Source organism: Bartonella sp. CL434QHHD (genome assembly GCF_042195145.1).
Taxonomy (GTDB): Bacteria; Pseudomonadota; Alphaproteobacteria; order Rhizobiales; family Rhizobiaceae; genus Bartonella.
The window spans coordinates 1-18716 of sequence record NZ_JBHINT010000004.1; the positions used below are offsets into that span (position 1 = coordinate 1).

Here is an 18716-nt window from a genome sequence, read left to right on the forward strand (position 1 = left end):
AGTTAAAAGAATCAACGGAATCAAAATTCCCGAACTTTTATATAACCTATTGATTTAATTAAGTATTGGCTGGGGTACCTGGATTCGAACCAGGGAATGCCGGTACCAAAAACCGGTGCCTTACCGCTTGGCTATACCCCAAAAAAACACGCTTTATAGCGACTCCTGCACCTTATAGCGATTCCTGTGATTGGACGCAATATCTGAAAATCAAAGACTTTACTTTTTTATCATAAAATTTCTGAGTCTTGTATGGCATTGCCATCGATACAAATTCGTAGCAGAAACTGATATACAGTTGTAATTTTAACATAAGAAGGAACCATTTATCCATCAATTATTTTGCTCTTTGTATTGATTTTCTAGGAACAGAAAATGAAAATCTTGCAGTTTACTCATTCTAATAAATTTGCATATGATTTACTTTTCTTGATATCTAAAATCTCATCTTGCTCAATTAAGATAAAAGCTGTCACCACATTGGCAACCGGTAAGTGTATGATAGTGCTGCTGTGCTCTTGCATTAAGCATAAAGATGGTAATGTCCACTAATTTTTACATTATATTATTCATGGGTAGCACCATAAAATAAAATCAAGCACATTGAAAAATATTTCCTAAAAAATAACACTTATTATTCTGTTGAAAACATTATGATACACCCATAAACTGGAAGAGTTTTGCAAAAATTAAAAACATTTTATATGGTATTTGAAAAAATAGAGATACAAAAACAAGGAATAATAGCTATTTCCATTTACTTTTTATTCAAAAGATAATGATATTTATTACCCACTCATAGATGTAAAAAATCTTCAGAAGCAATCTTGATGTAGACCAATACCCTTTTTGATTGATGAATATACATTTCCTAAAAGCTTCTTTTACAAAAAGAGAGACATTAAAACTATTTCATACAAACTAGGTATTCAACATTTGCTTTTAAATGCGGTAAATGGCAAATTAGGCTTATGAAATAAGCTTAACAATTAGAATCGAGGAGATTTTTAAATGGCTTTTGAATTGCCCCCATTGCCTTATGATTACGATGCCCTTTCGCCTTATATGTCACGCGAAACGCTTGAATATCATCATGATAAGCATCACCTCGCTTATCTTACCAACACCAATAATTTTGTGAAAGAGTTAGGCTTAGAAAATGAAAGCCTTGAAGATATTGTTAAAAAAAGTTTTGGAAAAAATATTGGTTTGTTTAATAATGCAGCGCAGTATTACAATCATAACCACTTTTGGCTTTGGATGAAAAAAAATGGTGGTGGCCAAAAACTTCCTGAAAAGTTAGCAAAAGCTATTGACGCTGATCTAGGTGGTTACGACAAATTCCGCGCTGATTTTATTGCTGCTGCTAGTGCCCAATTTGGTTCTGGATGGGCGTGGGTTGCTGTTAAAAATGGCAAGCTTGAAATTATGAAAACGCCTAATGGTGAAAATCCCTTAGTGCACAATGCTCGACCTATTTTGGGTGTCGATGTGTGGGAACATTCCTATTACATTGATTATCGCAATACTCGACCGAAGTACCTCGAATCCTTTGTAGACCATTTAATTAATTGGGACTATGTTTTGAAACTTTATGAAGAATGTGAATTTTAAACTGTCTCAATAATTTTTTAGTGTATGAAAGTCCCTATAATCCAATAAATTATCGGAGACTTTCATACAGAGGTATTATGGATTAGCAAAAGTCTTTTCCTGCTATCTTTAGAATATATGCATAGATATAGGCAACTTCTTCTAGCTTTGAAAAACGTCCAGCTGCACCAGCGTGCCCTGAATCCATATTAATACGTAATAAAATTGCATTATCGTCTGTTTTTAGGTCTCGTAATTTTGCCACCCATTTTGCAGGCTCCCAGTAAGTTACACGAGGATCTGTTAATCCTGCCATCACAAGTATAGGGGGATAGTTTTGAGCTTTGACATTATCGTAAGGGGAATAGGAAGCAATAAGCTTATAATCTTCTTCTGATTCAAGAGGATTCCCCCATTCGGCCCATTCTGGAGGAGTGAGTGGCAATGAAGCATCTAACATTGTCGCTAAGACATCAACAAAAGGCACATTTGCTACGATCCCAGCAAAATCCTGTGGAGCTATATTGGCAATGGCTCCCATCAACATCCCCCCTGCTGAACCACCATGAGCAATCAGCCGGTCGTGAGAAGTGAATTTATTGTTTACAAGGTAACGCCCACAAGCAATAAAATCTGTAAATGTATTGTGCTTAAAGAGATGTTTTCCTTTCTCATACCATTCTACTCCCTTTTCTTTTCCTCCGCGAATATGAGCAATAGCGTAAATAAAACCTCTGTTTACTAGAGAAAGTACATTACTATTGAAACTGGCAGGAATAGAGATCCCATAAGCACCATAACCGTAAAGCAGACAAGGCGCACCACCATCAAGGGGAGTATTTTTGTGATAAAAAAGTGAAATAGGAATCTTCTCACCATCGTCTGCTATTGCTGTAATACGTCGTGTTACATATGCATCTTTATTATGCCCAGAGGGAATTATTTGCGTTTTTAAAAGCATCCGTTTACAATTTTTCATCTCATAATCAAACACTTGATCAGGTGTTGTCATAGACGAATAGGAAAAACGAATAGTTGGACTGTTATATTCTGCAACTCCTTGCAGACCTAAAGAATAAGCCTCTTCAGTAAAAGCAATGGAATTAACTTGTTTAGTGGTACGTTCCATTACTTTTATACGTGGAAGCCCCTCAAAACGTTCGATCCAGACAAGAAAATCTTGATAAGCATCATGGGATAATATTAGGCACCCAAGCTGATGTGGGACAAACTCAGACCAATTTTCTGATTGTGGAGATGTATATGGCGCTACCATAATTTTGAAATCTTTTGCATTATCTAAATTGGTCAGAATATAAAAGACATCACCACCTTCTGTAAGTGAATATTCAATACCTTTTTGTCGTTTCCGTACACATTGGGGAATAGTAAAAGGCGCCTCAGCAGGAATTAACCAGATCTCGGATGTTTCATGATCATGAATATTAATATAAATAACATCATTAAGCTTAGAACCGCTTACATCTAAGAAAAAACCTGGATTGTCTTCACGAAAAATAAGCTTATCTTGTGATTGATCTGTGTTTAATTGGTGATAATAGAGCTCTGAAGGTCGGTGGTTTTTATCCATCTTAGTATAGAAAAAACCTTCAGATCTAGCATCCCATACAATTTGACCAGATGTATCAGTAATTGTGTCCATACAGTCAGACAATGTCTCAAAATTACGAATTTTAGCTGTATAGAATTCTGATCCTTTGTCATCATAGGTCCATACCACATGTGTATGGTCAGGAGATTCTTGAACTGAACCAAATTTGAAATATTCTTTGCCTTCTGCCAAGACATCACCATTAAGGTACACGTTTTTTTCTCCGCCATTCCTTGGTGTCCGAAAATAATGTGGTTGTTGGCCTCCGGTAACATAAGAGAATCCGTAAGCAAAAGGACCATGTTTTATAGGAACAGAACTATCATTCTCTTGGATCCTGTTTTTCATTTCGGTAAAAAGCAAATCTCGTAGTGGTTTTGTATCAGCCATTTGAGCTGATTGATAAGCATTTTCTTTTTCAAGATAATGTCGAATATTGAGATCAAGACAGTTAGGATTTTTAAAAACATCTTGCCAGTTAGACGCACGTAGCCAATGATAGGGATCATCACGAAAAATACCATGATATATTTCCTTATGAGTGATTCTAGATGCTTTGGGAGGAATTGCAAAAGTGCGAGTCATACACAATCCTATATTAAAATATGTTAACAGCTTCATTTATATGTTAGAATCACAATTATTGATGCAAGTGTACAAATCTATAAGTTCTATTCACTTGCAAAAATAGTGCCATGATAATTTTTAAACTAATACCTTTCTGTTCATTACATATCACAGCTATTGTTTTCTAGGGATATAATACCACTTTTATAATGAAAGTGACTGGTAAAACAATTAAACTATGAGAAAAAGAATTGATTTTTTTTGAAACAGTATAATCGCATAATTTTATAGAAATGAATAAATATATCATAAATATTATTATTACTTTATAAAAAATAAAAATATTCTATGTCGTTTTAATGAATAGTTTTATATTATAAACAATGCTATTGTGTCATGTTTGTAATATATATTGTTTTTTATTATTAAATTTAATAAATATAAATAATAAAAATAAATTTGAAATTTATTAAAAATAAACTTACTAAATTATAAGTATTCAAAACATAAAATAATAATTTATATATTATATTTTTATAATTAGTAATTTTATTTTTACGTTCTCAAAAAAATAAATAAATTTCATCCTATATCTTTTTATATTTGTGATGTATTATATATTATGTATGATATGTTATAGGCTAAAAATATATTTTAGCATGTAATAATTTCGTTTTTCTTATTGTATATTATGACAAAAAATGGGTATTTATTTGATTTTTTTGTGTTTTGGCAATTTTATAGAATAATTGAATTGACAAAAAAGATTTTTGTACAATATGAAACTCATGTGCATGAGATCTTTATATCATGAGTATATGCACTATATCTCGATTTTGAATTACTCAATTTTAAATTAAAGGAAACAAGAATGGAACATCGTGCAGTCTTAGAGACTGAAAGCAATTTAGTTATTACATTGGTTGCTGATATTGTTGCTGCCTACGTGAGTAATAATTCTATTCGACCGACTGAAGTGCCAAGTTTAATTGCTGATGTCCATGCTGCTTTTCGTAAAGCAGGGAATCTAGAGTTAACAGAAGTCGAAGTTGAAAAACAAAGGCCTGCCGTTAATCCAAAACGTTCAGTATTTCCTGATTATCTCATTTGCCTTGAAGATGGAAAGAAGTTTAAATCTCTAAAGCGTCATCTCATGACACATTATGGAATGTTACCAGAGGAATATCGTGAAAAATGGCAGTTAGATAGTTCTTATCCTATGGTGGCGCCTAATTATGCAAAAACACGATCGGCTTTGGCCAAAGAAATGGGTCTTGGACGCAAAAGCAAACGGAAAAAAACTAAATAATCTTATTTTGCGAAAAAATGGTTTCGTGTATAAAGTTGATTTTAGTATACATGTTTTGTGTGAAGCTTTTGTATATATAGCAATTTCTACCAAGGGGATTACGCATAGCTTTCGTTACGAATCCGTTTAATCATTGATTTCAAACCATTTGATCGTTGTGGTGTAAGATTTTCATTTAAACCAAGTTTTTCAAAGAGCTCTTGAGCATCAGAATTGCGAATTTCAGAAGCTTTTTTGCCTGAATAAAAAGCAAGAAGTATATAAATGAGTCCACGCACAATATGAGCATCGGAATCACCTTGAAACGTCAATATTGGATCTTCTGAGTTATTACGTGAAGATAAAAGCCACACTTGGCTAACACAACCAGGAACTTTGTGAGCATCATTTCGAGCGCTTTCCGGAAAAGGTGGCAATTCATAGCCAAGCTCGATGACATAACGATAACGATCTTCCCAATTATCCAAAAGCGAAAAGTTCTCTATAATAGTACCGATTTTTTCCGCCATTATTTTAGTCCTGTTTCGTTTGAATAATCATTCTTGAATACACTTATAAAAAATAAATATTTATTCTTCCTAACATAAATAACACGAAGAACGTTAAAAATCCTTATTTCAAGATAACATTTCATGGTTTTGTAAGAACTCTTGTATTTCTATTTTGTAAGAAACATTAGGGGAAGTCTCTGATATTATTTTTGTTCCCTAATATGTTCCCTAAATATTCATAAGCAGCTCTTGCACCGTAATATGCGCGTTCGCCAAGTGAACTTAAAAAAGATTTTCCTACTTTACAGGTTTTTATATTACGGTCACAAAATGCGCCTAAATCATTTAAGGCTTCCTTAAAAGCAATAATCACATCGCTCGTTGTTGTCTCATTATTTTTGGGGCTAGAAGAATGATTACTGCTTGGATCTGCTACAAAAAATGAAATAATGACAAAAATAAAAAATAATAATAATAATAATTTGATTAAAAAACGTATCATGGATAATCAATGTAGCGCAGTGGTAAATACAATAAAAGAAGCATTTTATATACTGTTGCTTTATAAACAATTTATAAAATGTGCTTTTTATAAAATTGAGTATTCATGTATTGGGTCTATATCATTGGCTTTTTTATAAATATGGCACAATTCCGCCGTATAAAATAGGATACATTGTCTATTCAGTAAAAAATTAACATAAAAATTATACACTTACAGGCTGATCATGTTAATGAACATACTATGGTAAAAAATGAGAGATATAATCATGTCGTGTACATACTTATTTTAGATAATAGTTCACCATCTTAGCTTAGTTGAAAAAGCTAAAAAGAGTAAAATTCTGTTATTCTGACTCTAGTGTCGATAAAATATTTATATTATCTATAAAATTTTTACTAGCACATCATAAACATGATCAACATGTCGATCAAAATATTAAACAATAGATGCATCTCTTACAACTCCATCTAAAGATCTCAAGACCAGTTTTTCTATAACATTGTAAATCAATTTAATTGATACGAAGTTATTTACACTAAAATATAATTATATTAAGAGATAATTATATTTTACCAAACCGTTTATGGATAAGTAACCATCTATATGTAAATTATAAAGAATAGATAATGATTGTCATCTGTTTAGTGTTATAGGCAAATATTTTCAATTTTATTTTAAATAATAGGCAAACATATGCCCCAAAATGAAGAATAACGTGGCATTATTGTTTAGATAATTATATGTGATAATGCAGTTTGCAAACACCAAAATGATCTTGAATGCTAATCATTTGGTGCTCTCTTTATACACATTAAAGACTTGTCAAAATGAAATGAATAAAAGTTGCCAAGAACTCTTGTTGATTTATCAACTTATAAATTGATATAATGAAGCTGCTCATTTTAGGAGTTTGAAAGGAAAAATCAATAATATCAATGCACTTCTCTCTGGCTGGAAGTAAGAACTGATTCATATTCGTTTCCTAATTTATATTTGTTTCTTTGTAAAAAATAAACGCAACTGAAAATAAAAGTAATGGCAACAAAACGAAAGACATACCGAAAAAAAAATGTAAAACACCGTAAATACTATAGTAGTATTGTTATAACACTTCTTCTTATAATTTTTCATTTTATTTTTTGGAGTGCAAAAACTCTTTATTTCTATACGCGAAAAAATACTTTATTTTTTGTTGGATCTCTTCTTTTTAGCATTAGTTTTTTATTTATTTCATTTAATGCTTTATTTTCGCAAATGACAACGCATCAAAATATTTTAACTCAAATGAAATTTTCCTCTGTTCAAAGTATAGGTAAGAGCTCTACTTTATCGGAAAAAGAAGAAAAATCACAAGAACTCTCCCGTGTAACTTCTGTACATTCTCAAAATCATAACCACACAAATTCATCTTTATCCTCTCAATCAGCAAGCATGCTGGAAAAGCAAAAAGAACTAGCAAAATTAGGCCTTTATGATGGACCCTTAGATGGATTGGAAGGACCTAAAACACGCCGAGCCATCACTTTATGGAAACAGCAAACTGCTCAGAGAATGCAAAAGAATGTTCTATCTAATCCCGCAACAGATGAAATCGCGATATTAATTAAGCAAAGCGAAATAGAAACAAACAATACAAAAAATATGACACACTTAAAAGAAGCTATTTTAGAACCTTCTGTTGAAGATATTATACAAGTGCAAAAAGCTTTACATATTTTTGGGAATGAAGAGGTTATTGTCACAGGAATAGAAGATCAAAAGACGATAGAAGCTTTAAAACAGTTTCAAAAAATATTCGATCTTCCTGTAACAGGTAAAATTAATCACACAATTTTAATGAAAATGCGTGAAATTGGTTTATTTAATTGAAGCTAATCATCTACATTATAAAAATAATCTCTTAATTTATAATGATAATTCATCTTTCGTTTGTTTAATGCTCCCCTCAAACATTCCTTCATCTCAAGCCCTCTTATATTCAATCAATCAGAATGGTTTTCTTACACATTACATATTGAGCCGTATAATTTGCTGCAAGAAAACCACAACCGATTGCAGAAAAAAGAAATATTGCAAAATAGAAAACGCGCTTGTTCTAGCATTTTTATTGCTTCTGATGATAAAAGGACACAAAATTTTTGTAGTATCACGTAAACCTTTCATATTATCGAACCACGAATTGTCCATATATTATCGTCAATTTGATCTTTATAAATATGATGCAAAGAATTTATGCAAACACCTGTAAGGATAAGTAGACGTAAAGCTAGTTGTGTTATGGTTGTTGTTTTGCAAAGTATCTGAAAAAAACAGCACTTCTCTCCAATCTATTGCTGGAAAATTATGTGTTTTATGACATTGTTTTCCTAAAATAGCGTGTGTATTTAATATTGCCTATAAATCAACATCTAAATTTAACGCAGCAGTATATTTGAAACAAATGTTAAGACAGTTTAGTACTTTTCTCAGCTGTTATAGCTTTTGTATGCCAAATGGAGGCAAGAATATTGCGCATCTCTGTTTGTATAATCTCTTAAAACAGGGAGACAGCCTAATTTGGGAAGAATATGAAATTTTAAGGTAAAAACCAGTTTTCATCTTTGCCATTTCCTTTTAATTCAGCTTTACGCCTTTCAAAGACATCTAAAGCAATATCTTTAAAATAATGGAGATTACCTATTGCCTCATGCTTTTATTTATCACATGTCTTTTTGAACTCACCCCCCCCCCCTCACGCAAAACAAAATGTCCCAAACGAAATACACTTGGATTGCCATTCACGGGCTTTCTTAAAAAAACATCTCTTAAAGCACCCAAGACCATTTCACAACAACGCCCGTGAATAATAGCAGCCCCTACTGCGCGCGCGCTATCATTTTTACACTTGTGAAAAAGCAAGCCAGCACCATTACACACTGTACCTACCTTCAATTTGTGACAGCTCTTGACACTTGAGACGATTCATAAGAGGCATATCCTTGCTTTATTTTTTATCCACAGACGCTCATCCCGCCTATAACATGCAAAAAACATGGTTTTGATTGATTCATTATAAAAGAGGTTGAAATGAGAAGATCTTATGATATTTACAGCTTTTGTTCAATATAAGAAATAAAAAAATATCATTATAAATCAACATATTGTATAACTTTGATATTCCTTCATAAAGGTAAAGATGGTAGCGTATAGTGGAGTTTATAAACTTACGGGGAGTTTACATAATCCCCATTCCACGAATGTCAATGTGAAATGGACATCCACTGAGAGATGTCTATCTCAAACAGCATGATGTGCAAAAAAAATACATTTGTTTGGAGCATTCTATTTTGCGTGAGGAGCTCATTCCCCCATAAAAAAGCAAACGCGTAAATTGACTGCACAATAACACGTTTCTCTCTATCAAGAGGTTCTTCAATAGAAAGTGTATTAATAATACATCTTTGTCTATCCTGCTTTATATTTTTTCTTATAAACTTCTAAAAAAAGCACTTTCTCGCGTAACATAACTTATCGTGCATTTTAGAAGCATTTTTATTCCCTTTATTAAAGAAAATAAAAGAATATATAAAAATTTATTTCAGTAATAACGATACAACAAAAAATATTAACCCATTACATCCTTTTTGCTATTGCGGCCTGAGCTGCTGCTAAACGAGCAATTGGTACTCGAAAAGGAGAACACGAAACATAATCTAAGTTATTTTCTTCGCATAAAGTAATAGAAGCAGGATCGCCTCCATGTTCACCGCAAATTCCCAATTTTATTTTTGCACGCTTTGAACGTCCACGCTGTGCAGCAATGGTAATAAGTTCCCCTACTCCATCACGGTCAATAGACACGAAAGGATCTTGCTCTAAAAGACCTTTTTGAAAATAGGTTGCTAAAAAAGGAGCAGCATCATCACGGGAAATCCCAAAAGTAGTTTGTGTCAAATCGTTTGTTCCAAATGAAAAAAATTCAGCAGTTTCAGCAATTTCATCTGCTCGAAGCGCCGCCCTTGGAAGTTCAATCATCGTTCCAACCATATATTGAATAGTGCTTCCCTTTTCTTTCATCACTTCTTCAGCAACCCGATCAATACGCGCTTTTACAAAATCGAGTTCAGATTTAAGCGCAACCAGTGGCACCATAATTTCAAGCATAACAGGAGATCCAGATTTTTGGGCAGCTTCTGCTGCTGCTTCAAAAATCGCCCGCGCTTGCATTTCTGCAATTTCAGGATAAGTAATAGCTAAACGGCATCCTCGTAATCCAAGCATAGGATTAAATTCGTGCAACTGCTGAGCGCGTTCAGCAAGAACTTCAGCAGAAACCCCCATAGCTGTTGCAACATCAAGAATTTCTGCTTTCGTTTTAGGCAAAAATTCATGTAATGGTGGATCTAGCAAGCGGATAGTAACAGGTAAACCACACATAATTTCAAATAATTCACTAAAATCTGAACGCTGCATTGGCAAAAGCTTATCTAGTGCTTTACGACGACCACTTTCATCATGACTTAAAATCATTTCACGCATAGCAACGATACGTTCATCAGAAAAAAACATGTGCTCCGTACGGCAAAGACCTATACCTTCAGCCCCAAAAGATCGCCCCATACGGGCATCAGATGGTGTATCAGCATTAGCGCGAACTCTTATACGTCGCATCCCATCAGCCCATTCCATTAATTTTGCAAAGTCTCCGCAAAGCTGAGGCTGCAACATTGCAACTTTCCCTTTGAAAATTTCTCCACTTCCACCATCAATTGTGATAACATCACCTTTTTTTAAGCTTTCTCCTGAGGCAAACAACGTATTTGTGTTATAATCAATCCGCACACTGCCAGCACCAGAAATACATGGTTTTCCCATCCCCCGCGCAACAACAGCAGCGTGACTTGTCATACCGCCACGCGTTGTTAAAATTCCTTCTGCAGCATGCATACCATGAATATCTTCTGGGCTTGTTTCTACACGGACCAAAATAACTTTGCGACCTTCCGCCGACACAGTTTCTGCCTCTTCTGAAGTAAAAACAATTTCACCAGTTGCGGCTCCAGGAGAAGCAGGTAAACCACGTCCTATAACAAAACGTTCTGCTTTAGGATCAAGTGTTGGATGCAAAAGTTGGTCCAGCGACTTTGCATCAATACGCATCACAGCCTCTTCACGGTTTATTAACCCCTCCTCAACCATTTCAATTGCCATCTTGAGAGCCGCACGAGCCGTGCGTTTTCCTGAACGAGTCTGAAGCATCCATAATTTACCTTTTTCAATGGTAAATTCGAGATCTTGCATATCCCGATAATGCTGCTCAAGCTTCTGCGCAATCTGACATAATTTCAAAAAAGCCTCAGGCATAATTTTTTCTAACGACGGTCTATTTGAACCAGCAACAATACGCGCACTTTCTGTAATATTTTGAGGCGTTCGAATGCCCGCCACAACATCTTCCCCTTGCGCATTAACTAAAAATTCACCATAAAGTTCTTTTTTCCCTGTCGATGGATTGCGTGTAAAAGCAACACCTGTTGCCGAATCTTCTCCCATGTTACCAAAAACCATAGCTTGCACATTAACTGCCGTTCCCCAACTTTCAGGAATGCTATGTAAACGGCGATAAGTAACTGCGCGTGCCGTCATCCAACTTGAAAAAACGGCTCCAATTGCCCCCCATAACTGTTGTTCAGGATCTTGTGGAAAAGGGGTTCCTAATTTTTCTTCAACATAGGCTTTATAAGAAATAATAACATTCTTCCAATCATCTGCTGTCATTTCTGTATCAATAGTGTAACCATTGCATGCCTTTGCTTCATCAAGAATCTCTTCAAAATACGAATGGTCTAGCCCCAAAACAACGTTAGAATACATTTGGATAAAACGCCGATAACTATCATAAGCAAAACGTTCATTATTGGCTTGTAAAGCAATGGCTTTTACAGTCTCATCATTCATGCCAAGGTTAAGCACTGTATCCATCATCCCTGGCATAGAAGCCCTAGCCCCTGAACGAACAGACAGCAAAAGTGGCTTTTGCTCACTCCCAAATTCACGTCCTGTTTGTTCACCAACACGTCTTAGTGCTTGCTTAACAGATTCCTGTAGCTCTTCTGGATATGATTTGTCATGGGCGTAATAAAAATTACAAACTTCTGTTGTCAGCGTAAATCCTGGCGGTACGGGCAAACCAAGATTACTCATTTCTGCCAAATTAGCCCCTTTACCTCCGAGAAGGTTACGCTCACTTGCACTTCCTTCTGCCTTTCCATCTCCAAAACTATAAACCCATTTTTTCACTGTACAAATCCTCCCATATCAGCATCAAAACATCATTCAACCGAGGCTCATTTAAAAGCAATGATTTGATTCAAAATTGGCTCAAAAACAATATCGCTTCATAAATGCATAATATTAATCCTTCCAAAGGAGATAATGGCCAAAAGTATCACTATCCATCTTCTGGAAGATTAAGATTCAGTTTTTAAGAAAACTATCAATCACCGAAAAAAATTCTTCTACTTTCATGGCACCTTCATATTTACTACCATTAATAAAGAAAGTAGGTGTTGCTGTGACACCAAGCTCTTTACCGCGTTCAAAAGATGCATTTACTTCATCTAAAATGGACTGATTTTTCAAACAAGCAGTAAAACTTTCATCTGTAAAACCAGCCATTAAGCCAATTTTTTTCAATGGTGTTAGAGCATTTTTTCCGAAAGCCCATTCATTTTGTTTTTGAAATAAAACTTCTATCAAAGGAAAATAGCGATCTTCTGGTGCACACCGTGCCAACATAAAACCTGCTGTTGCCCGAGGATCAAAAGCATATTCTCGGAAAATAAGTTTTACTTTTCCTGTTTTGATATATTTTTTACGAATTTGGGGAAGTATATCATTATAAAAATGCGCACAATGGGTACATGTCAACGAAGCATACTCAACAATGACGACTGGTGCATCCGCCTCTCCCTCAAAGCGATCCTTTACTTTACCCGATTGGAGAAGCTCTGCCATATCAACAGTTGTTGCCACTGGTTTGGGATCACGCGCTAAAGCAACTGTTACACTGTTTTGTACAATCGTTATGAAGAGAAAAATTATCCCGAAAGATAAAAAAGAACGATATTTTACCATAAATAATACTTTTCTGTTGTTATTAACAAATAGGAATCCAATGCTTTCTCATATATTAAAGAAAAATATATAAAATATCTTCCTATTTATTATTTTTTTCCAAGAAAATGCAACAGCCAAGTTTATAAAGTGCTTGGTGCAAGCTTTTATCTTCAATTCCTTCAAGCATTTTTTCCACGCATTTTTTGTCTTGTTCACTCAAAGGCGGTTTTAGAGGCAAGTGATTCATAAAAACCGACATACTCCTTTGCTCAATCTTGATGCGATCAATAGCAATGTAGCCAAAAAATCCGTTAATTCTATGAAGTAATTCCTCTGTTTCATGCATCAATTTTAACGCAGCAAATCCTTCACATGCGACAACAAGTGTTGCTGGCTGAAAAACTTCATCTTGATCTGCACGACGTTTCCAAATAATTTTAAGCGGCATTGTATGTTCACTGATATCATAGCCCGCAATCTGTGGCCAATGTTCTATAAGCGCTACATTAAGCCCTGTCCGTTTGCGTAAAACTGGATCAAGTATTTTGTATACCGTCTCAGAAAGAGAATAAAAGATACGTTTTTTAAGCTGTTTTCTCATTTTTAGATCATTGTTCAACCGCTTACTAAATTAAAATCATTTGTTTCATCTAGAAATTGTTGCCTCCTCAATTTATGAAATATCAACAAAATAAAAAGCCTTTTCTCACCAGAGCCTTGATAATAAAAGAGCAAAAAACATGAATTACAAAATAAATAATTTTTTCTTTTGCATTTTATATCTCCCTATGCTTGAAAGCAATCATGTATGAAATTTCTTCGCACCTCCTTGCTTGGTACGATCAAAATCACAGACATCTTCCATGGCGGATTACCCCTGAAAAGCAAAAACAAGGTATCCGTCCTGATCCTTATCAAGTTTGGCTTTCTGAAATCATGCTTCAACAAACAACCGTTGAAACAGTTAAGCCTTATTTTAAAAAATTTCTAAAACTATGGCCTGATCTTTTCTCTTTAGCAAAAGCCTCACAAGATGATATCATGAAAGCATGGGCTGGACTTGGTTATTATTCACGCGCACGTAATCTTAAAAAATGTGCGCGACAGCTTGTTGAAAACTACGCGGGACAATTTCCACAATCTGTAAAAGAATTGCGAACTCTAGCCGGTATTGGAGATTATACTGCCGCAGCCATTGCTGCGATTGCTTTTAACCACCCTGTAGCAGTGGTTGATGGTAATGTCGAACGTGTGGTAGCGCGACTTTTTGCTATCACTTCAATATTGCAAAAAGCAAAAGTTGAAATTAAAGAAAAAACACAAAAAATTACTGCTTTAAATCGTCCTGGTGACTTTGCTCAAGCAATGATGGATTTGGGAGCAACAATTTGTACTCCACGCAAACCATCTTGTTATACCTGCCCTCTTCAATGTTTATGCAAAGCAGAAAAGATGCAACAACCGGAGTCTTTTCCAGTTAAAGCCCCTAAAAAAGAACGCCCTTCAAAAACAGGTATTGCTTTTGTGGTCCTTAATAAAAAGAGACAAATTTATTTGGAAAAACGACAGACGCAAAAGCTCCTTGGTGGAATGACCCAAATTCCTAACAATATTGGCATAAACAACGAAAATGGGCTCCAAAACGCACCCTTTACTGCCAATTGGCAATTCAAGGGACAAATTACACATGTTTTTACTCACTTTTCTCTAAAACTCGATGTTTACTATACCGAAGATGTTCATGAAATGAATTGTGAAAATGGTTGGTGGTGTAACATTCAACATCTTACCGAAGAAGCATTACCTACTGTTATGAAAAAAGCCATTTCCGTAGCACTTCCCAATTCTTTCAGATTTAAATAACCTTCCCTATTCATAAAAATGTTTTCTAACAGAGACTTTTGTATCTCTAGCGATTATTTATTAATCTGCAAAAGAAAAATTAAAAAAATGAAATAACCAATTTTTCTACAGATAAGAATTAAGGAGGGGTAGAAAAGCTTAAAAATCTTAAATTTAAATTTCAGGTTCTATCCTTTTTTCGCTTATGAAGGAGTAAGTCGGCTCCATCGTTATATTTACCAGCCCCCTCAACATCCCTTGGTACGTGAAACGGTTCATAAGAGGTACTTTTAGTTCTTTCGTTAACAATTTTTATTCACACGCCAACCCCGTTTATGACATGCAAGCAAGTAATTTTCATCGATTCAATATGGAACAAGTTTGAAATGAAAAAACTTGACGATATTCCGAGGGCAATTCAATATGAGTTGCGTTAAATTATCTTTATAAATAAATACATTTTACGCACTTTACAGATGTACGTATTCAAAAAAGCACTTAATTTGGAACTTCTGAATGAACCTTTTAATTCTGATATTTCATTTTTATAAGCTTATATTGAAATTTTACTGTCTTGGAACTAAAACTAGAACATAGAGTGAAAATTTCTCATTTTAATTTCTTCTACAAGAAGCATAAAAATACTCGCTTGCCGCTTACAAGCGAGATTAGTGTGTCAATAAAAAACATCTAAGAAAGGCATAAAACGCCCTCACGTCCATCTTAATCAAGATCAGGTACATTGGTGGTCAATAGAATGAAGCGATCAGCTTAGTTCATAAAACACCCGTTTTTAACATTTGTGAACGTATGATCATTCTTAAATGATCTATGGACTTCAACCGTCCATTTTCCTCATAATACCAAAAGGTCCAACCATTACAACTCTGCGAATCTTGAGCCTTTCTTCCCATTGCGTGAATTGAACCCGCTTCACCACCATGCATAATCGTACCATCAGCTCTTACAATAGCAGATACTTGCTTCTTACGATCATAAAGAACTTCTCCAGGATAGAGTAAACCTGCTTCAAGCAAACTGTTGAATGCTACGCGCGGTTCTGCTTTTTTTCTATCCAAAATCGCTAGTTCTGGTTGCGCTAAAGGTTGAACCGCCGCAATTCTCTCACATGCTGCATCGATGTAATCTTGCTCGCGTTCAATCCCAACAAAATCACGCCCTAAAAGCTTGGCAACAGCACCTGTTGTTCCCGAACCAAAAAACGGATCGAGAATAACATCACCAGGTTTACTAGAAGCCATAATAATACGCGCTAATAACGCTTGCGGTTTTTGTGTTGGATGCAATTTACGCCCTGAATCATCCTTTAAACGTTCAGCTCCAGTGCAGAGAGGGAAAAGCCAATCTGAACGCATTTGTAGATCTTCATTTGCCGCTTTTAAGGCATCATAATTAAATGTGTACTTTTTATCTTTTTGATCTCGCACGGCCCAAATAAGCGTCTCATGAGCATTTTGAAAACGGCGCCCTCGAAAATTAGGCATCGGATTATTCTTGCGCCAAATAATATCATTAAGCATCCAAAAACCTAAATCTTGTAATGCCGTTCCAACCCGAAAAATATTATGGTAAGATCCGATAACCCAAAGTGTTCCGTTGGGTTTTAATACACGACGACAAGCAAGCAACCATGCACGGGTAAAAGCATCATAAGCAGCAAAACTCTCAAACTGATCCCATGCATCATCAACCGCATCAACAAGCGAATGATCTGGACGGTATAAAGCTCCATCCAATTGCAAATTATAGGGTGGATCTGCAAAAATCATATCAACAGAATGTTTTGGAAGTTTTTCTAGAACGGAAACACAATCTCCTTTAAAAATTTTATTGCGCCATGGCATTTGTGAGGGGATACGAAGGAAATCTTTTTGAAGCTGAATAACTGTCATGAAAAACCCAACAAAATTAACTAAATTTGCCCTATAATCAACTAAAATAGTTTATAGGCCCGCATTACCAATCCATATTTACAAAATAGCGTAAACGTATCGTTAAAATTCTACAAAATTGATAATTGTTTTTGTTTTTTTAGTAAAAAAAACTTTCACATGAATGAAACCTTAATTTTCTTTTTTTCAATGTACTGTTCCCATATCTTTTATTTCGTAAAAGAATTAAGAATCATTTTCAAAACTTATTTTTATGAAATAAGATCCTCTCAATATCGTTTTCATGAAAGTTGTCCATCTCGTAACATGTAAAGGAATATCTTATGCCTCAGATAGATCTTATTATTTTTGATTGTGACGGAGTTCTCGTTGACTCTGAATATCTTGCAGCAAAAATTGGATCACAATTGCTCAAACAAACAGGATATGAAATATCACCCGAAGAATTGAGTGAGCGTTTTGCAGGGCTTATCTTTCGCGATATTCTTAAACACGTTGAACAGGAAACAGAAAAACCAATTTCTGCTCATCTCATAGACCAAATGACTAATATTTTTCGTACACAAATAAAAACTAAATTACGGGCTATTGATGATGTAAGAGAAGCTGTAGAAATTATTCAAACACGCTATCCCTACTGTATCTGCTCTAATGCAAAAAGCGTAGATATAAAAGAGATGCTCACCACGGTTGATCTCTATGACCTTTTTGAAGGTAAAATATTTTCAGCACCTGAAGTTGGAACAAAAAGAACGAAACCGGCCCCTGATGTTTTCCTTTTTGCCGCACAACAATTACAGGCAGAGCCCCAAAACACTATCGTTATAGAAGATTCACTTCATGGTGTACACGCAGCCATAGCAGCAGGCATGCGTGTCATCGGCTTTACGGGAGGATCACATAGCTATTTTGGCCATTCTAATGCACTTGCAGAAGCTGGTGCAGAAACAGTTATTGCAAAACATGCTCATTTAGGAGAAGTCTTAGAAGCAATGGCAGTATGGCGAGATCTATTATAAAAAATCTCTTGAATATATCAATTTGTAAACTCTTGTAAGAAGCATTTTTATTCAAATGTCCTTCTCTTCTCGCTGCTCCTTTTATAATAACTTCAATAAATGCGTAATTCACGACACGGGTGAATTGCATCTCAATGTGAAGGAAAAATATAGCGCCTCATTGAAATCATAAGTCTGTTAACCATTGCACGTGCTTTAAAAAAAGCCAAAAACAGGGGTGCCAACTCATAAAAATTAAACCCTGCTTATCTATCTCAACTCCGATATCCCACTCCCAACCTCAGCAGCTCATCCTGATAAATTATTATATTTGTCAAAAAGGAATATTACGATGCCTTGCTCGATAAGATGTGAGAATTGCTAGCCTCTTTCATCTGATCAAAAAAATCACATACTATGGTAAAATTGTAAGGGATGTGCCTATTGATTATGGAAAAAAATATTAAAATTCGCGGAATCTATGGAACACAAAAGTTTATTGAAAATGACAAAAGCGTCCTTGTTGAGTTACACGGGCTTATATTTATTCAATCCAAATCTCGTAAACTTGTTGAAGGCTTATTTACTTTGCTGCTCAAACAGTATTTTAACAGCATCAATTAGTACAACCTCCCTAAGATTACAAAAAACAAAAAGAATACATTTTTATGAAAAATGTGCCTTTTATAAAAAACATTTCATACCAAGTAATTTACAGACAACATGTTGATTTATAATCAATAATTAATCATTATTCAAATTAAGCAAAAAAACCGAATATTGTAAGA

At 34.8% G+C, this 18716-nt stretch carries 13 protein-coding genes, 1 tRNA gene and 1 pseudogene; 6 read left to right on the forward strand and 9 right to left on the reverse strand.

Translation table 11 applies throughout. From position 1 onward, the window contains the following. Positions 1-66: 66 nt before the first annotated feature. Positions 67-141: transfer RNA gene (locus ACFILN_RS00145), tRNA-Gln, on the reverse strand. Between the two features lie 870 nt (positions 142-1011). Between ACFILN_RS00145 and ACFILN_RS00150 the strand changes: the two genes are divergently transcribed. Beyond that, positions 1012-1614 (forward strand): superoxide dismutase, encoded by a 603-nt coding sequence (locus ACFILN_RS00150; protein ID WP_375663218.1) that lies wholly within the window; start codon positions 1012-1014, stop codon positions 1612-1614. A gap of 82 nt (positions 1615-1696) precedes the next feature. Here the strand turns inward: ACFILN_RS00150 and ACFILN_RS00155 are convergent, their stop codons facing one another. Beyond that, positions 1697-3790, reverse strand: a complete 2094-nt coding sequence (locus tag ACFILN_RS00155; protein ID WP_375670603.1) for a S9 family peptidase — start codon at positions 3788-3790, stop codon at positions 1697-1699. Positions 3791-4643: 853 nt separating this feature from the next. On the opposite strand from ACFILN_RS00155, the gene ACFILN_RS00160 reads away from it, so the two are divergent. Continuing rightward, positions 4644-5081, forward strand: a complete 438-nt coding sequence (locus tag ACFILN_RS00160; RefSeq protein ID WP_012754848.1) for a MucR family transcriptional regulator — start codon at positions 4644-4646, stop codon at positions 5079-5081. 98 nt (positions 5082-5179) lie between these two features. On the opposite strand, the gene ACFILN_RS00165 is transcribed toward ACFILN_RS00160, so the two are convergent. Then, positions 5180-5590 carry a SufE family protein gene (locus ACFILN_RS00165; RefSeq protein ID WP_375666964.1) on the reverse strand — a complete coding sequence of 137 codons (411 nt, stop codon included), beginning with the start codon at positions 5588-5590 and terminating at the stop codon, positions 5180-5182. A gap of 108 nt (positions 5591-5698) precedes the next feature. Beyond that, positions 5699-6074, reverse strand: a pseudogene (locus ACFILN_RS00170) (DUF5330 domain-containing protein). 1038 nt (positions 6075-7112) lie between these two features. Between ACFILN_RS00170 and ACFILN_RS00175 the strand changes: the two are divergent. After that, the gene (locus ACFILN_RS00175; protein WP_375637422.1) at positions 7113-7946 is read left to right on the forward strand and encodes a peptidoglycan-binding domain-containing protein; all 834 of its coding nucleotides are present in this window, start codon (positions 7113-7115) and stop codon (positions 7944-7946) included. A gap of 807 nt (positions 7947-8753) precedes the next feature. Here ACFILN_RS00175 and ACFILN_RS00180 read toward each other — a convergent pair. The 4 genes from ACFILN_RS00180 to ACFILN_RS00195 form a co-directional block, all read right to left on the reverse strand. Next, positions 8754-8993 carry a hypothetical protein gene (locus tag ACFILN_RS00180; RefSeq protein WP_375670604.1) on the reverse strand — a complete coding sequence of 80 codons (240 nt, stop codon included), beginning with the start codon at positions 8991-8993 and terminating at the stop codon, positions 8754-8756. Between the two features lie 696 nt (positions 8994-9689). Beyond that, positions 9690-12356 (reverse strand): pyruvate, phosphate dikinase, encoded by a 2667-nt coding sequence (gene ppdK, locus ACFILN_RS00185; RefSeq protein ID WP_375637424.1) that lies wholly within the window; start codon positions 12354-12356, stop codon positions 9690-9692. Positions 12357-12533: 177 nt separating this feature from the next. Next, a complete protein-coding gene (locus tag ACFILN_RS00190) occupies positions 12534-13193 on the reverse strand; it encodes a DsbA family protein (protein WP_273791562.1) in 660 nt (219 codons plus the stop codon). Positions 13194-13275: 82 nt separating this feature from the next. Next, positions 13276-13776, reverse strand: a complete 501-nt coding sequence (locus ACFILN_RS00195; RefSeq protein WP_273791561.1) for a DUF721 domain-containing protein — start codon at positions 13774-13776, stop codon at positions 13276-13278. Between the two features lie 203 nt (positions 13777-13979). Between ACFILN_RS00195 and mutY the strand changes: the two genes are divergently transcribed. Further along, positions 13980-15038 (forward strand): A/G-specific adenine glycosylase, encoded by a 1059-nt coding sequence (gene mutY, locus ACFILN_RS00200; protein ID WP_273791560.1) that lies wholly within the window; start codon positions 13980-13982, stop codon positions 15036-15038. Positions 15039-15793: 755 nt separating this feature from the next. Here the strand turns inward: mutY and ACFILN_RS00205 are convergent. After that, complete coding sequence (locus tag ACFILN_RS00205; protein ID WP_375613050.1) at positions 15794-16882, reverse strand: site-specific DNA-methyltransferase; 1089 nt, start codon at positions 16880-16882, stop codon at positions 15794-15796. Between the two features lie 371 nt (positions 16883-17253). Between ACFILN_RS00205 and ACFILN_RS00210 the strand changes: the two genes are divergently transcribed. Further along, entirely contained in the window at positions 17254-17949 is a 696-nt protein-coding gene (locus ACFILN_RS00210) for an HAD family hydrolase (RefSeq protein ID WP_375660123.1), read from the forward strand. Between the two features lie 429 nt (positions 17950-18378). Next, positions 18379-18552 (forward strand): hypothetical protein, encoded by a 174-nt coding sequence (locus ACFILN_RS00215; protein WP_375637425.1) that lies wholly within the window; start codon positions 18379-18381, stop codon positions 18550-18552. Positions 18553-18716 lie beyond the last annotated feature (164 nt).

Bases quoted from the DNA above. Each gene is read 5' to 3' on its own strand.
- ACFILN_RS00175 (WP_375637422.1), top strand. From the start codon at position 7,113: ATGGCAACAAAACGAAAGACATACCGAAAAAAAAATGTAAAACACCGT.
- ACFILN_RS00155 (WP_375670603.1), bottom strand. From the start codon at position 3,790: ATGACTCGCACTTTTGCAATTCCTCCCAAAGCATCTAGAATCACTCAT.
- ACFILN_RS00210 (WP_375660123.1), top strand. From the start codon at position 17,254: ATGCCTCAGATAGATCTTATTATTTTTGATTGTGACGGAGTTCTCGTT.
- ACFILN_RS00205 (WP_375613050.1), bottom strand. From the start codon at position 16,882: ATGCCATGGCGCAATAAAATTTTTAAAGGAGATTGTGTTTCCGTTCTA.
- ACFILN_RS00190 (WP_273791562.1), bottom strand. From the start codon at position 13,193: ATGGTAAAATATCGTTCTTTTTTATCTTTCGGGATAATTTTTCTCTTC.
- ACFILN_RS00150 (WP_375663218.1), top strand. From the start codon at position 1,012: ATGGCTTTTGAATTGCCCCCATTGCCTTATGATTACGATGCCCTTTCG.
- ACFILN_RS00165 (WP_375666964.1), bottom strand. From the start codon at position 5,590: ATGGCGGAAAAAATCGGTACTATTATAGAGAACTTTTCGCTTTTGGAT.
- ACFILN_RS00215 (WP_375637425.1), top strand. From the start codon at position 18,379: ATGGAAAAAAATATTAAAATTCGCGGAATCTATGGAACACAAAAGTTT.
- mutY (WP_273791560.1), top strand. From the start codon at position 13,980: ATGTATGAAATTTCTTCGCACCTCCTTGCTTGGTACGATCAAAATCAC.
- ACFILN_RS00160 (WP_012754848.1), top strand. From the start codon at position 4,644: ATGGAACATCGTGCAGTCTTAGAGACTGAAAGCAATTTAGTTATTACA.
- ACFILN_RS00195 (WP_273791561.1), bottom strand. From the start codon at position 13,776: ATGAGAAAACAGCTTAAAAAACGTATCTTTTATTCTCTTTCTGAGACG.